The sequence below is a fragment of the Microvirga subterranea genome (assembly GCF_003350535.1).
Taxonomy (GTDB): domain Bacteria; phylum Pseudomonadota; class Alphaproteobacteria; order Rhizobiales; family Beijerinckiaceae; genus Microvirga; species Microvirga subterranea.
Genome location: NZ_QQBB01000002.1, coordinates 291,233 through 305,205 on the forward strand (window position 1 = coordinate 291,233; position 13,973 = coordinate 305,205).

Consider the following 13,973-nt stretch of genomic DNA (forward strand, 5'->3'; position numbering starts at 1 on the left):
GAGGCCGGGGCGCGGGATTGCTCAGGGTTGTCCCTGTCCGAGCCTGTCCTCGATGATGTGGGGGACGAAGCGTGACAGGTTCATGGTGACGGGGGAGCTGTCCTCGCGGATTCCGATGCCGCAAGCCTCGTCGCCGACGATCCAGCTTCCGATCACCGCATAGCCGCCGGCGCTCTGGAAGAGGTCCGTCGCCGCCTGTCGGACCCAGCGGCCTTGCCCATATGGGCCCTCCATCGAAGCGACGTCCTTTCCGTCCCGATGCAGGGTGACGTTCGCCCCCTCCCGCGAGAACAGGGGTTTTCGCACATAGGCCCGGAGGCTCCCGGCCCGCGGGTCCTCGTCGAAATAGGCCTCGAGAAGATTTGGATGTCCCGGGTGCCGCTCCCAGAGCAGGGGAAGGATCGCTTTGGTCGACAGCATCGCCTTCCAGGCGGGCTCGATCATCTGCGTCCCCGAGCGCGGGATCTTGGGTCCGAACTCGTCGTCGAAGAACCATTCCCATGGATAGAGGTTCGACAGGACGTCGATGGTCCTGTCCTGCATATCCGTGAGCCGGTCCTGGAGATCGAAGCCTATCTCGGTGATGTCGACGAAGGAGACTGCGTGGCCGGCCTGGCTCGCGCAATCCATCATGTAGGACAGGGTCCCCGACTCCTCGATGTCCGAGCCGTAGCCGGCGAAATGCATGATGGAGCGCTTGGGCAGCCGGTCGTAGGCCGCGATCAGCTTCTCCTGGATCGCATTGAACTGGTCCGAGCCCCGGGGGACGATCCCGAGGCTGCGGGCCTGCGTCATCCACAGCCACTGGAAGAAGGCGGCCTCGTAAAGGCCGGTGGGCGTATCGGCGTTGTATTCCAGCAGCTTCGCCGGCCCGGTGCCGGTATAGGCCAGGTCGAACCGGCCGAAGATCGTCGGATCCTTTTGGCGCCAGGACTGCGCGACGTAATCGCGATAGGCCTCCGGAACTCCGAGGAGATCAAGGAGATGTTCGTCGCGGGAGGCCTCGTCCGCGAGGGCGAGGCACATGGCGTGGAGTTCGCGGCTCGGATCCTCCAGATTGCGCTCGATTTCGTCGAGCGTAAAGGCGAAGCAGGCCGTCTCGTCCCAGTAGACCTGCCCGTACATGTGCGTGAAGTGAAAGCCGTAGGCCTTGGCCGTCTGCTCCCAGTCGGGGCGGGGCGGCACTGCGATCCTGCGCATCATCCGCCGCCGAAGAGGGAGCGGCCGCCGAATCCCTGACGCGCGAGCGTCTGCGTCCTGATGTTCGGCTGCCGGAAGGCCGATTGGGAGCCGGAGGTCTTCATCTCGGACGCGGTCCAGTAGCCATCCGGATGCCGGCGGGACCGATAGATCGGCTCCCCATGATACCGGCTGCGATTGTAGAAGTAGCCGCCTCCGCCGGAGCCTCCGCCGCCGCTGCCCTCGTCCTGCTTTTCGGTCACGTTCGGGCCGGTGCGGAAGGCGGCCATCATGGGGGCGAACACGGTCCGTGGGGTTCCACCGCCCTGGGACACCTTGACCCCCACGCATCGATCGACGTCGACGCGTGCCTGACATTCCTCGTTTGAGTCGAAGATCGGGGCGGACCGCACATGGGTGGCGAGCGCCTCGTCATAGGTCGCTTGGCAGAGCCCCTGCGGCTTCCCGTACCGGACGCAGTCGGCCACCGAGGCGAAGGTCTGGGGCGATTCCGAACAGGCCGACAGGGTGGCCGCGGCGCCCACCATGAGCGTCAGCTGGAGCGACGACGAGCTCTTCATCGGATGGCCTCCGGCGAACGGCGATTTGACGGGAGCATCAGGGCGTCATGCTGGCCGCATTGATGAGCCCGAAAGCCAGAGCGATCCCGCCGAGGAGGGCGCCGGCAGATACGTCGTTGTTCGTGATCCGGGTCGAGACGTCCGGGACGATCAGGCGGGTCGCCACGTAGGCGAGAGCCTGCACGACGGCCGCGATCACCGCCCAGATGACAAAGTCCATCAGGTTCGCGCTCCACCTCATGGCTGCCGTCAGCGGCACCACATAGCCGATCAGCGCTCCCAGAAAGGCCGGCACGGCCGCGGCGCAGCCCTGCCTCAGCAGGCGGAACTCCCGGTGGGGTGTCATGAAGGCATAAGCGGTGCCGAACACCCCGACCATCACGATCGCCGTCGCAAGGTAGGCCGCGAACGCGGCAAATCCCGTCAATGAAGATGCCAGCATGGAAAAAACTCCTGTCCCGGATGGATTGTCTATTCCGGCGGGAGCGTCGCCGCAACGATGAGATTGTATAACGCAGAATTGGACCAGCCGGTCTCTCGGCCGACCTGCACAGACCACCACACCGCAGGGGAGTGGCACCCTGGATTAAGCCTTTGTAGAAACTTTGCTTATTCCAAAGTCATCCAGCTCCGCCATGGCTCTCCGGCTCTTCCCCTGGGACATGGTCGACAGACCTGTGGATAGCCTGATGACAGATTGTAGCGGGAACGAAAAATGAACTTGCGAAAGAGAACAAAAGGCGTACATATATCTCCTCAACACCGCGTTGAGATTCACTCCTCCTCCGTGCCATAAGGACATCTGGTCATGTCGCAGTCCTCTCTGAGACTGGTGGAAAGCTCATCAATGGATAAAGACAAGTCGAAAGCTCTCGACGCGGCGCTCTCTCAGATCGAGCGTGCCTTCGGCAAGGGCTCGATCATGCGGCTGGGCAAGGGCCAGCAGCCGGTTGAAATCGAAACCGTCTCGACGGGTTCGCTCGGCCTCGACATCGCGCTGGGCGTCGGCGGTCTGCCGCGCGGGCGCATCGTCGAGATCTACGGGCCGGAATCGTCGGGCAAGACGACGCTGGCGCTCCACACGATCGCCGAGGCCCAGAAGAAGGGCGGGGTCTGCGCCTTCGTGGACGCGGAGCATGCGCTCGATCCGGTCTATGCCCGCAAGCTCGGCGTCAACCTGGACGACCTCCTGATCTCGCAGCCCGACACGGGCGAGCAGGCCCTCGAGATCGCCGACACCCTGGTCCGCTCCGGCGCGGTCGACGTGCTGGTCATCGACTCGGTGGCCGCGCTGACTCCGAAGGCCGAGCTCGACGGCGAGATGGGCGAGGTCCAGCCGGGCCTCCAGGCCCGCCTCATGAGCCAGGCCCTGCGCAAGCTCACCGGTTCGATCTCCCGGTCGAACACGATGGTGATCTTCATCAACCAGATCCGCATGAAGATCGGCGTCATGTACGGCTCGCCGGAGACCACGACGGGCGGCAACGCGCTCAAGTTCTACGCCTCCGTCCGCCTCGACATCCGCCGCGTCTCGACCCTCAAGGATCGTGACGATCCGATCGGCAACTCGGTCCGCGTCAAGGTGGTCAAGAACAAGGTCGCGCCGCCCTTCAAGCAGGTCGAGTTCGACATCATGTTCGGCGAGGGCGTCTCGAAGGTGGGCGAGCTCATCGATCTCGGCGTCAAGGCCGGCATCGTCGAGAAGTCCGGCGCCTGGTTCTCCTACGACAGCCAGCGCCTCGGCCAGGGCCGCGAAAACTCGAAGCAGTTCCTGCGCGACAACCCCGAGATCGCCAACAAGATCGAAGCCCTGATCCGCCAGAATGCCGGCCTGCTGGCCGACCGCATCCTGGAGCAGGCGACCCCCACCGCCGAGGACCTCGACGAAGGCGCTGCGTAAGCCGCATCAGCGAGTTTTGCTCTCCTTCAAGGGCAAAGAACAGGCCGTCGCGAGAAATCGCGGCGGTCTTTTCGTATTAGCCCACGGAATGACGGAGGTACGCTGCCGGGATGCCCGTCCTCCCTCAGCGCGAAACGCCGCCTCGACAGCAAAGGCGCGGGCGTCTAAAACCGCCGACGAATGAACACCTTTTCGGGCCCGGCGGGCCCAAACTTCGAGCACCAGAACCCATGAGCGGCGTCAACGAAATCCGGTCGGCCTTCCTCGATTACTTCGCCAAGAACGGCCATGAGGTCGTGGCCTCGAGCCCCCTCGTGCCGAGGAACGACCCCACCCTGATGTTCACCAATGCCGGCATGGTGCAGTTCAAGAACGTGTTCACGGGCGCCGAGAAGCGGCCCTACACCCGTGCGACCACGGCGCAGAAATGCGTGCGCGCCGGCGGCAAGCACAACGATCTCGACAATGTCGGCTACACGGCCCGGCACCACACCTTCTTCGAGATGCTGGGCAACTTCTCCTTCGGCGACTACTTCAAGGCGCAGGCCATCGAGCTCGCCTGGAACCTGATCACCAAGGAGTTCGACTTGCCCAAGGACAAGCTCCTCGTCACCGTCTATCACACGGACGACGAGGCGGCGGACCTGTGGAAGAAGATCGCCGGCTTCTCCGATTCCAAGATCATCCGCATCCCGACCTCGGACAATTTCTGGCAGATGGGCGACACCGGTCCCTGCGGCCCGTGCTCGGAGATCTTCATCGATCAGGGCGAGGCCCTGTGGGGCGGCCCTCCCGGCAGCCCGGAGGAGGACGGCGACCGGTTCCTGGAGTTCTGGAACCTCGTCTTCATGCAATATGAGCAGATCGAGCCCGGCAACCGGATCGGCCTGCCCAAGCCCTCGATCGACACCGGCATGGGCCTCGAGCGGATCTCGGCGATCCTCCAGGGCGTGCACTCGAACTACGACACGGACCTGTTCCGCACCCTCATCGAGGCGGTGGCGCATGCGACCGGCGTGGCCCCCGAGGGCGACCGCAAGGCGTCGCACCGGGTGATCGCGGATCACCTGCGCACCTCCTGCTTCCTCGTGGCCGACGGCGTGCTGCCGTCGAACGAGGGCCGCGGCTACGTGCTCCGCCGCATCATGCGCCGCGCCATGCGCCATGCGCAGCTGCTGGGCGCCAAGGAGCCGCTGATGTACCGCCTCGTGCCGGTTCTCGTGCGCGAGATGGGCACGGCCTATCCTGAGCTGATCCGCGCCGAGCCGCTCATCACCGAGACGCTGCGCCTCGAGGAGAGCCGCTTCCGCAAGACCCTGGAACGCGGCCTGTCGATCCTCGACGAGGAGACCCGCACCCTCACCAAGGGCCAGAACCTCTCGGGCGAGACGGCCTTCACCCTCTACGACACCTACGGCTTCCCGCTCGACCTGACGCAGGATGCCCTCAAGCCCCGCGGCATCGGCGTCGACACGGACGCCTTCAAGGCCGCCATGGAGCGCCAGCGCGAGATGGCCCGCGCGGCTTGGTCCGGATCGGGCGAGGCCGCCACGGAGACCGTCTGGTTCGGCATCAAGGAGCGCACCGGCGCGACCGAGTTCCTGGGCTACGACACCGAGACCGCCGAGGGCGTGGCGCTCGCGCTGCTCAAGGACGGCCAGGAGGTCGAGGCGCTCAAGGCCGGCGAGACCGGCCTCGTGGTCCTCAACCAGACTCCGTTCTACGGCGAGTCCGGCGGCCAGGTCGGCGATACCGGCGTCATGCAGGGCGAGGGCGCGCGCCTGCGCGTCACCGGCACCGAGAAGAAGCTCGGCGACCTCTTCGTGCATCACGTGCTCGTCGAGCACGGCACGCTCAAGCCGAACCAGTCGCTGGAGCTGATCGTCGATCACGAGCGCCGCTCGGCGGTGCGCGCGAACCACTCGGCCACCCACCTTCTGCACGAGGCCCTGCGCCTGGTGCTCGGCGATCACGTGGCCCAGAAGGGCTCCCTCGTGGCTCCCGACCGCCTGCGCTTCGACTTCAGCCATCCCAAGCCCATCGAGGAGGCGGAGCTCGCGGAGGTCGAGGACATCGCCAACCGGGTCCTGCTCCAGAACGAGCCCGTCGTCACCAAGCTCATGGGCGTCGAGGAGGCGATCGAGTCCGGCGCCCGCGCGCTCTTCGGCGAGAAGTACGGCGACGAGGTCCGGGTCGTGTCCATGGGCAAGGCCGACGGCAACAAGACCTTCTCGGTCGAGCTCTGCGGCGGCACCCACGTGAACCGCACCGGCGATATCGGCGTGATTACCGTCGTGTCGGAAGGCGCGGTCGCGGCCGGCGTGCGCCGCCTCGAGGCGATGACGGGCGATGCCGCTCGCCGCTACCTCACGGAGGAAAGCCGCCGCCTGCGTCAGATGGCGGGTCTCCTGAAGACGCCCGTCGACGAGGCGGCCGACCGCCTCGCCGCCCTCATCGAGGACCGGCGCAAGCTGGAGCGCGATCTCGCCGAGGCGCGCCGCAAGCTCGCCATGGGCGGCGGCACGGGCGGGGACGATCCGATCAAGGACGTCTCCGGCATCAAGCTGATGGCGCGCGCCGTCTCCGGGGTCGAGATGAAGGACCTCAAGAGCCTCGCGGACGAGGGCAAGCGTCGGCTCGGATCCGGCGTCGTCGCCATCGTGGGCGTCGCCGAGGACGGCAAGGCCGGCATCGTGGTCGGCGTCACCGAAGACCTGACGGGCAAGCTCGACGCGGTGGCGCTCGTGCGCGTCGGCTCCGAGAAGCTCGGCGGCAAGGGCGGCGGCGGACGCCGCGACATGGCCCAGGCCGGCGGCCCGGACGGAGCCCAGGCGGAGGCGGCGCTCGCCGCCATCGAAGCGGCGCTCGCCGACGCCGCGTAAGGATCAGGCGCCGTGCCGCGGACCCAGCTCCACACGGCACGGCGCAGGCTTCATGAGGTTCTCGAACGCAGCAGCGTGAACGACGCCCTCGTTCACGCCGTTCACGTCTTCCTCATCCTGCTGATCGTCGTGAACGTCACGGCGGTGGTGCTGGAGAGCGTGCCGTCCCTGCGGCACGAATACCGCCTCGTCTTCATCCTCATCGAGACCGTCAGCGGCGTGATCTTCACGCTGGAATACGCGGCCCGCCTGTGGTGCGCGCCGGAACACACGCCCTGGCATCACATGAGGCCCTGGCGGGCGCGGCTGAAATGGCTCGTGCAGCCGCAATCCGTCATCGACCTCCTCGCGATCCTGCCGTTCTACCTGTACTTCTGGGACGTCGGCGGCCTGCGGGCCTTCCTGCTGCTGCGGCTCTTCCGGTTCTTCAAGCTCGCGCGCTACTCGCCGGGGCTGACCAGCCTCATGGATGCGATCTATTCCGAGCGCCGCGCCCTGGTCGCCTCCGGGGTGATCCTCATCGGCACGGTGCTGCTGGCGGCGACCGTCATGAACCTGGTCGAGCGCGACGTGCAGCCGGACAAGTTCGGCACGATCCCGGACGCGATGTACTGGGCGATCGTCACCCTCACGACGGTGGGCTACGGCGATGTCGTTCCCGCAACGCCCCTCGGGCGCGTCATCGCCGGCATCACGGCGGTGGCCGGTCTCGTCATGCTGGCGCTGCCGGTCGGCATCATCGCGAGCGCCTTCTCGCGGGAGATCCACCGGCGTGACTTCGTCATCACCTGGAGCATGGTGGCGCGGGTGCCGATCTTCGCCGATCTCGAGCCGGAGGAGGTCGCCTCCGTCATGCACTCGCTGCGCTCCCAGTCCTGCGAGGCGGGAGAGATCATCGTCCGCAAGGGCGACGTGGCGCATTCCATGTACCTCATCGCCTCGGGCGAGGTGGAGGTGCTCGTGCCCGGCGAGAGCGTGAGGCTCTCGGCCGGCGACTTCTTCGGCGAGGCCTCGGTCCTGAAGCGCAAGCGCCGCGGGGTCACGGTGCGGGCCGTGTCCGCCTGCCGCCTGCTCGTGCTCGACGCGGAGGATCTCCACCGGCTCATCGCCGCGAACCCGAAGATGGGGGAGCACATCGACGAGGTGGGACGCTCCCGCGGGGAGCAGAGGGCGGTCTGAAGGGGGGCATGAGGGTTTTCGGCCGTCTTTCACGCAAGACCTGTGCAAGTCCTTCGGAAGTGCGGCCAAGCTTACTTGACGGCAGTTGCAGCATCCCCGATGCCTCGGGCAGCAACCGGGACACGTGACCATGCGTCTGATCTTCGCCTTTTCCCTGGCTCTTCTGTCCGGCATCGCTGCCCTTCCGCAGGCGCACGCCCAGTCCAGGGGTACAGCTCCCGCAGCCCGCAATGCGGCGCCGGCCGCGAGCTTGGAGCCGGAAAAGGCCTCCGCCCCCGCGGCGGGAGAGCTTGCGGTCCGCTGGACCGGTCCGTCCGCCAAGGACGACTACGTGGTCTTTGCCCGTCCGGGCGGCGAGGAGACGCGGCATTTCGGCTATACCCGCGACGGCAGCCCCCTGAAGATCCGCGTTCCCGGCGAGCCCGGCGACTACGAACTGCGCTACGTCTCTGCGGAGAGCGGCGCGGTCCTCGCCCGCACGAAGGTCACCGCGACGCCGGTTTCCGCCACGCTCGAGGCGCCCGCCAAGGGTCTCGCCGGCTCCGAGATCACCGTCCCCTTCAAGGGGCCGAACGCGCCCGAGGACTGGGTCGGGCTGGCGAAGGCCGGCGCGGCGGCGGCGGATTACGAGGCAGGCGCCTGGATCTATGCCAATGACGGCTCGCCCGCGCGGCTGCGCCTGCCCGTCGAGCCCGGTGCCTACGAGGTCCGCTACGTCTCCGGCCTCGATCCGCGGATCCTCGTCGCCCGCAAGATCGAGGTGACGCCCGCAACCGCCACCGTGACGGCGCCGGAAAGCGGCACGGCCGGCAGCACGATCCAAGTCGCCTTCACCGGCCAGGGCGGGGGCGACAGCTTCGTCGGCGTGGTGAAGCAGGGCGCCCCGGCGGAGACGTGGATCAACGGCGCCTACGAACGGCCGGCCGGAAGCCAGGTCGCCGTGCGCCTGCCCGGCGAGCCGGGCGGTTACGAGGTCCGCTTCGTCCTGGAGGCCAACGGTGCCTACAAGGTTCTCGCCTCCGCCCCGATCGCCGTCGAGCCCGCCACGGCCAGCGTCTCGGCGCCGGACCGCGTGAAGCGCGGCGAGGAATTGGCGGTTGCCTTCACGGGTCCCAAGGGGGAGGGCGACTTCATCGCCTTCGCGAAGGCGGATGCTGCGGCGGATGCCTACATGGATTTCCGCACCGCCTCGCCGGACCGGAACAAGGTCACCCTGCAGGCGCCGGACGAGGCGGGCGCCTACGAGGTTCGCTATGTGATGGCGGCGCCCGGCGAAGCCGGCAACCTCGTGATCGCCCGCAGGGCCGTCACGGTGGAGTGATCCCGAAAGGGCGTTTGCCCGTCCTGTCCATTCCGCCTTACCCTCGCGCGGACCAAAGCGGAGGTCCTGCGATGCCGACCGGGCAGCCGAATCTCTGGGGCGCGAGCGACGCCTACGAGCAGTGGATGGGACGCTGGAGCCGGAAGGTCGCTCCGCTCTTCCTCGACTGGATCGACGTGCCGCGTGCCGCCGACTGGATCGACGTGGGCTGCGGCACCGGCGCCCTGACGGCGGCGGTGCTCGACCGGTGCGAGCCCTCCCGCGTCGTCGGCATCGACAGCTCCGCCGGCTTCCTGGATGCGGCCCGCCACCAGGTGTCCGATCCCCGCGCCTCGTTCAGGCCGGGAGACGCGCAGGCCATCCCGGAGGCCGACCATCAGTTCGATGCCGCCGTTTCGGGCCTCGTGCTGAACTTCGTTCCCGACAAGGAGGCCATGATCTGCGACATGGTGCGTGTCGTCCGGCCGAGCGGCACCGTGGCGCTCTACGTGTGGGACTATGCGGGGCACATGCAGGTGATGCGCTATTTCTTCGACGCGGCGAACGCCCTCGATCCGCGGGCGAGGGAGTTCGACGACGGCATCCAGGCCCCCGTCTGCCGGCCCGGCCCGTTGGCGGAGCTGTTCGCGAAGGCGGGACTCGCCGACGTGATCGTGCAGGCGATCGACATTCCCGCGGCCTTCGCGAGCTTCGAGGACTACTGGGCGCCGTTCCTGGGCGGAACCGGCTCCGCGCCGAAATACTGCATGTCCCTGGGCGACGATGCACGCGAGCGGCTTCGCGAGGCGGTTCGCGAGCGGGTCCCGACGGGCCCGGACGGCGAGATCCTGCTTGCTGTCCGGGCCTGGGCGGTGAGGGGGCGTCCCGCCTAATCGTGGTCCGGGTGCTGGCGGGACTTCATCTTCTCGAGATCCGCCGGCGTCGCGTAATCCTCCGTCCGCTCGCCTTCGAGGACATGGAGCGTCGCAAAGGCGGGGAGGCGGCTCTCGACCCCGTACTGGATCTCGGGCCTGATGCGCCCCGGCTCGTCGAGGCTGCCGATCGACACGCAGATCCGGTCCTGCTCCACGTAGCGGAAGGTCAGCGGCGTCCCGCACTCCCGGCAGAAGCCGCGCTCGACCGCCTCCGAGCTGCGGAAGGTGCCGGGCGCGCCCTTCGTCCAGACGAGATCCCGGTTCGGCACGCCGGTGAGCGCCGCGAAGTAGTTGCCGAAGGCCTTCTGACACATGCGGCAATGGCAGATGCTGGCGTGCGTCGGCTCGGAGTAGAGCGCATAGCGCACCGCACCGCACTGGCAGCCGCCCGTCATGGCGGGACGCGTCGTCTGATCTGACATCTGGGCAATCCTCCCTTTTTCGACGAGCTTAGCTCGTAGGAGCTTGCTTTCCACCCCTGTTGTTCCTGCACCATCCCGCGTCGCGAATGTGACAAGGGGAGAGTGGACGGAGGGGGGTGACTTCCCTACATAGCCGCCCCAGCCACAGGACCAGGAAAGAGCTCCCCGTGCATCCGTCGTCTGCGTTCCGGCACCGTGCCCTTTCCACCCGTGCCCGTCTCGTCCTCCTCGTCACCGCGGTCCTGATCCCGGTGGTGCTCTTCGCTGGCTTTCTGCTTTGGCGCTTCGCCGCCGCGGAGCGAGTCCGCTACGAGCACGATGCCTTGGAACTTTCGCACCAGGTTTCCGCAGCCATCGACCGGGAGCTCATCGGCCTCACGGCCGCGCTGGAGGCGCTGGCGACCTCGCCCTCTCTGCAACCCGGCGGCGACCTTGCGGCGTTCGACACGCAGGCCCGTGCGGTGCTCCGGAACCGCGGCAGCTTCATCGCGATGCGGGACCGCACCGGCCAGCAGATCGTCAACACCAGCCGGCCCTTCGGAAGCCCACTTCCGGTCTCGACCGATCCGATCCTGCTCGCCGCGGATCGGCAGGCCTTCGAGACCGGCAAGCCCGTGGTGTCGGACCTCTACACCGGCACGACCACCGGCCTCAAACTCGTCCTGATCGACGCTCCGGTGATGGTGCGCGGCCAGGCGGCCTTTGCGCTCAACATCGCGCTCGACCCGGCGCGGCTGTCCGAAATCCTGGCCTCGGTGGCGCCTCCGGAATGGACGGTCGCCATCATCGACAGCCGCGACCGCATCGTCGCCCGTTCGCGCCAGCACGAGCGCTACCTCGGCAGCGAAGCGACCCCGGACCTGCGCACCCACACCACCGGGGCGGGCGGAATCTGGAACGGCCAGACTTTGGAGGGCATGGCAGTCCTGGGCGCCTATACGCGCTCGTCCCTGTCCGGCTGGCGCGTGGCCGTCGGCGTGCCGGCCTCGGCGGTGCACGCGCCGCTGCGGCAGATGACCTGGATCCTTCTGGGTTCCGCCGCAGCCGTTCTGGCAGCCTCGATCGCCCTCGCGGTCTGGTTCGCGGAAGGCATCGTCGGCCCCTGGGACGACTGACCGATGCGGCGCACCGGCTCGGACGGGGCGAGACGGTTCCTGTCCTCACAACGGGGCTGCGCGAGGCCAACGATGTCGGCCATGCCCTCGAGGCGTCCGCCATCGGCATACGGGAGCGTCAGTCGGCCTTGCAGGCCAGCGAGGAGCGTTTCAGGGCGGCCGTCCGCGCGGTCGAGGGCGTCCTGTGGACCAACAGCGCGGAAGGTCGCATGACCGGGGTGCAACCCGGCTGGGCCGCGCTGACGGGCCAGACTTTCGAGCAGTACCAGGGCTTCGGCTGGAGCGCAGCCGTTCATCCGGAGGATGTCGACGCGACGGTCGGGGCTTGGAACGAGGCGGTGCGCGAGCGCAGGACCTTCATTTTCGAACATCGGGTGCGGCGGCACGACGGGGTCTACCGCCTCTTCTCGGTGCGGGCCGTGCCCGTCTCCGACGGCGATGGAGCGGTCCGCGAATGGGTGGGCGTCCACACCGACATCACCGAGGAGCGCGCCGCCAAGGCGCAACTGGCCGAGAGCCAGGCGCGCCTGAAGGCGGTGTTCGACGCGGTTCCGGTCGGGATCGTGATCGGCGAGTGCCCCGATGGCCATATCGTCGACGGCAATGCCCAGGTGGAGCACATCTTCCGTCACCCGATCGTACATTCCAAGAGCGTCGAAAGCTACGATGCCTGGGTGGGCTTCCATCCCGACGGGCGGCGGGTCCGGGGCGAGGAATACCCGATGGCGCGGGTCATCCGGGACGGCGACGAGCGGCCGGAGATTGAGGTCCTGTACCTGCGCGGCGACGGCACCGAGGCATGGGTCCGCATCATCGGCTCGCCGATCCGCGACCAGGACGGAAAGCTCACCGGCGCCGTCGTGGCGGTGCTCGACATCGACCGCGAGAAGCGGGCGGAGGCGGAGCTGCGCGAGCTCAACGCGACCCTAGAGCGCCGCGTCGAAGCCGCCATCGCCGAGCGCGACCGCATCTGGCGGCTGTCGACGGAGCTGATGCTCGTCGCCAGGTTCGACGCCGAGATCGTCGCCGTGAACCCAGCCTGGACCACGATCCTCGGCTGGACGGAAGGAGAGCTGATCGGCAAGGCCTTCATCGATCTGGTCCATCCCGACGACGTGGGCAGCACCCTGTCGGAGGCCGGGCGGCTGTCGGAGGGCGTCACCACGCTGCGTTTCGAAAACCGCTACCGCCATAAGGACGGATCCTACCGCTGGCTGTCCTGGACCGCCGTGCCCGATGCCAACTTCATTCACGCCATCGCTCGCGACGTCTCCGCGGAGCGCGACGCGGAGCAGGCCCTGCGTAGAACCGAGGAGCAGCTCCGCCAATCGCAGAAGATGGAGGTGGTCGGGCAGCTCACGGGCGGCGTGGCGCACGACTTCAATAATCTCCTCACGGTGGTGACCGGTCACCTCGAGATGGCCCAGAGGCGCCTGGAGAGCGGGTCGGGCGACCAGCGCCTGCTGCGCAACGTGCGCAGCGCCATGGAGGGCGCCCAGCGCGCCGCGACCCTCACCCATCGTCTGCTCGCCTTCTCGCGCCAGTCGCCGCTCCGTCCCGAATTGGTCGATCTGAACAAGGTCGTCGGCGCCATGTCGGAACTCGTGCGCCGCACGCTGGGTGAGAACATCGCCATCGAGACAGTGCTGGCGGGCGGCCTCTGGCGCACGGAGGCGGATCCGAACCAGGTCGAGAGCGCGATCCTGAACCTGTGCGTGAATGCACGCGATGCCATGCCGGAGGGCGGCAAGCTCACCATCGAGACTGCGAACACCCATCTGGACGAGGCCTATCCGGCCGTGGCGCGGGGCGACGCCAGGGCCGGTCAGTACGTCATGATCGCGGTCTGCGATACGGGAATGGGCATGCCGCCCGACGTGCGCGACCGGGTGTTCGAGCCGTTCTTCACGACGAAGCCCGTGGGCAAGGGGACCGGGCTCGGGCTGAGCCAGGTCTACGGCTTCCTGCGCCAATCGGGCGGCCATGTGGCGATCTATTCGGAGGTCGGGGAGGGGACGACGGTCAAGCTCTATTTCCCGCGGCTGAGGGGGGCGGGCGAGGAGCGTGCGGTCGGGGACCTTTCCGCCAGCGCCGACATGCAGGAGGGCTACGGCGAGACCATCCTGGTCGTCGAGGACGAGGACATGGTCCGCGAGTTCACCGTGTCGGCCCTCGAGGAGGCCGGCTACGCAGTGATCTCGGCGGCCGACGGGCCGAGCGGCCTGGCGCTGCTCGACGCCCATCCGGAGGTCGACCTTCTCTTCACGGACGTGGTGCTCGCAGGCCCGCTCAACGGCCGCAAGGTAGCGGACGAGGCCCTGAAGCGACGCCCCGGCCTGAAGGTGCTGTTCACGACCGGCTATACCCGCAACGCCATCGTGCACCACGGACGCTTGGACGAGGGCGTCGATCTGATCACCAAGCCGTTCACGGCGACGAGCCTCGCAGAGAAGGTCCGACGCATCCTCGAAGCCTGACTC

At 67.7% G+C, this 13,973-nt stretch carries 11 protein-coding genes; 7 read left to right on the forward strand and 4 right to left on the reverse strand.

What is annotated here, in order from left to right:
- Positions 1 to 21 precede the first annotated feature (21 nt).
- From DES45_RS06050 to DES45_RS06060, 3 genes are read right to left on the reverse strand one after another with little or no spacing between them, the layout of a single operon-like run.
- Entirely contained in the window at positions 22 to 1,200 is a 1,179-nt protein-coding gene (locus DES45_RS06050) for a glutathionylspermidine synthase family protein (protein ID WP_114769452.1), read from the reverse strand.
- Positions 1,200 to 1,760 (reverse strand): DUF1190 domain-containing protein, encoded by a 561-nt coding sequence (locus tag DES45_RS06055; protein WP_114769092.1) that lies wholly within the window; start codon positions 1,758 to 1,760, stop codon positions 1,200 to 1,202. Before DES45_RS06055 ends, DES45_RS06050 begins: the two co-directional genes overlap by 1 nt.
- A gap of 37 nt (positions 1,761 to 1,797) precedes the next feature.
- The gene (locus DES45_RS06060; RefSeq protein WP_114769093.1) at positions 1,798 to 2,202 is read right to left on the reverse strand and encodes a DUF350 domain-containing protein; all 405 of its coding nucleotides are present in this window, start codon (positions 2,200 to 2,202) and stop codon (positions 1,798 to 1,800) included.
- 366 nt (positions 2,203 to 2,568) lie between these two features.
- Between DES45_RS06060 and recA the strand changes: the two genes are divergently transcribed.
- The 5 genes from recA to DES45_RS06085 all read left to right on the forward strand — a co-directional run bounded on the left by recA (position 2,569) and on the right by DES45_RS06085 (position 9,914).
- A complete protein-coding gene (gene recA, locus DES45_RS06065) occupies positions 2,569 to 3,660 on the forward strand; it encodes a recombinase RecA (protein WP_114769094.1) in 1,092 nt (363 codons plus the stop codon).
- 230 nt (positions 3,661 to 3,890) lie between these two features.
- Positions 3,891 to 6,542 (forward strand): alanine--tRNA ligase, encoded by a 2,652-nt coding sequence (gene alaS, locus DES45_RS06070; RefSeq protein ID WP_114769095.1) that lies wholly within the window; start codon positions 3,891 to 3,893, stop codon positions 6,540 to 6,542.
- Positions 6,543 to 6,554: 12 nt separating this feature from the next.
- Positions 6,555 to 7,721, forward strand: a complete 1,167-nt coding sequence (locus DES45_RS06075; protein ID WP_114769096.1) for a cyclic nucleotide-gated ion channel — start codon at positions 6,555 to 6,557, stop codon at positions 7,719 to 7,721.
- A gap of 130 nt (positions 7,722 to 7,851) precedes the next feature.
- The gene (locus tag DES45_RS06080; protein ID WP_114769097.1) at positions 7,852 to 9,042 is read left to right on the forward strand and encodes a hypothetical protein; all 1,191 of its coding nucleotides are present in this window, start codon (positions 7,852 to 7,854) and stop codon (positions 9,040 to 9,042) included.
- Between the two features lie 71 nt (positions 9,043 to 9,113).
- Positions 9,114 to 9,914, forward strand: a complete 801-nt coding sequence (locus DES45_RS06085) for a class I SAM-dependent methyltransferase (RefSeq protein ID WP_114769098.1) — start codon at positions 9,114 to 9,116, stop codon at positions 9,912 to 9,914.
- On the opposite strand, the gene DES45_RS06090 is transcribed toward DES45_RS06085, so the two are convergent.
- Positions 9,911 to 10,378, reverse strand: a complete 468-nt coding sequence (locus DES45_RS06090; RefSeq protein ID WP_114769099.1) for a GFA family protein — start codon at positions 10,376 to 10,378, stop codon at positions 9,911 to 9,913. The two genes, DES45_RS06085 and DES45_RS06090, sit on opposite strands and share 4 nt — an antisense overlap.
- Before the next feature lie 167 nt (positions 10,379 to 10,545).
- On the opposite strand from DES45_RS06090, the gene DES45_RS25355 reads away from it, so the two are divergent.
- Both DES45_RS25355 and DES45_RS06100 read left to right on the forward strand, forming a co-directional pair.
- Positions 10,546 to 11,493 carry a cache domain-containing protein gene (locus tag DES45_RS25355; RefSeq protein ID WP_210210187.1) on the forward strand — a complete coding sequence of 316 codons (948 nt, stop codon included), beginning with the start codon at positions 10,546 to 10,548 and terminating at the stop codon, positions 11,491 to 11,493.
- Between the two features lie 128 nt (positions 11,494 to 11,621).
- The gene (locus DES45_RS06100; RefSeq protein ID WP_210210188.1) at positions 11,622 to 13,970 is read left to right on the forward strand and encodes a hybrid sensor histidine kinase/response regulator; all 2,349 of its coding nucleotides are present in this window, start codon (positions 11,622 to 11,624) and stop codon (positions 13,968 to 13,970) included.
- The last annotated feature ends 3 nt before the right edge of the window (positions 13,971 to 13,973 follow it).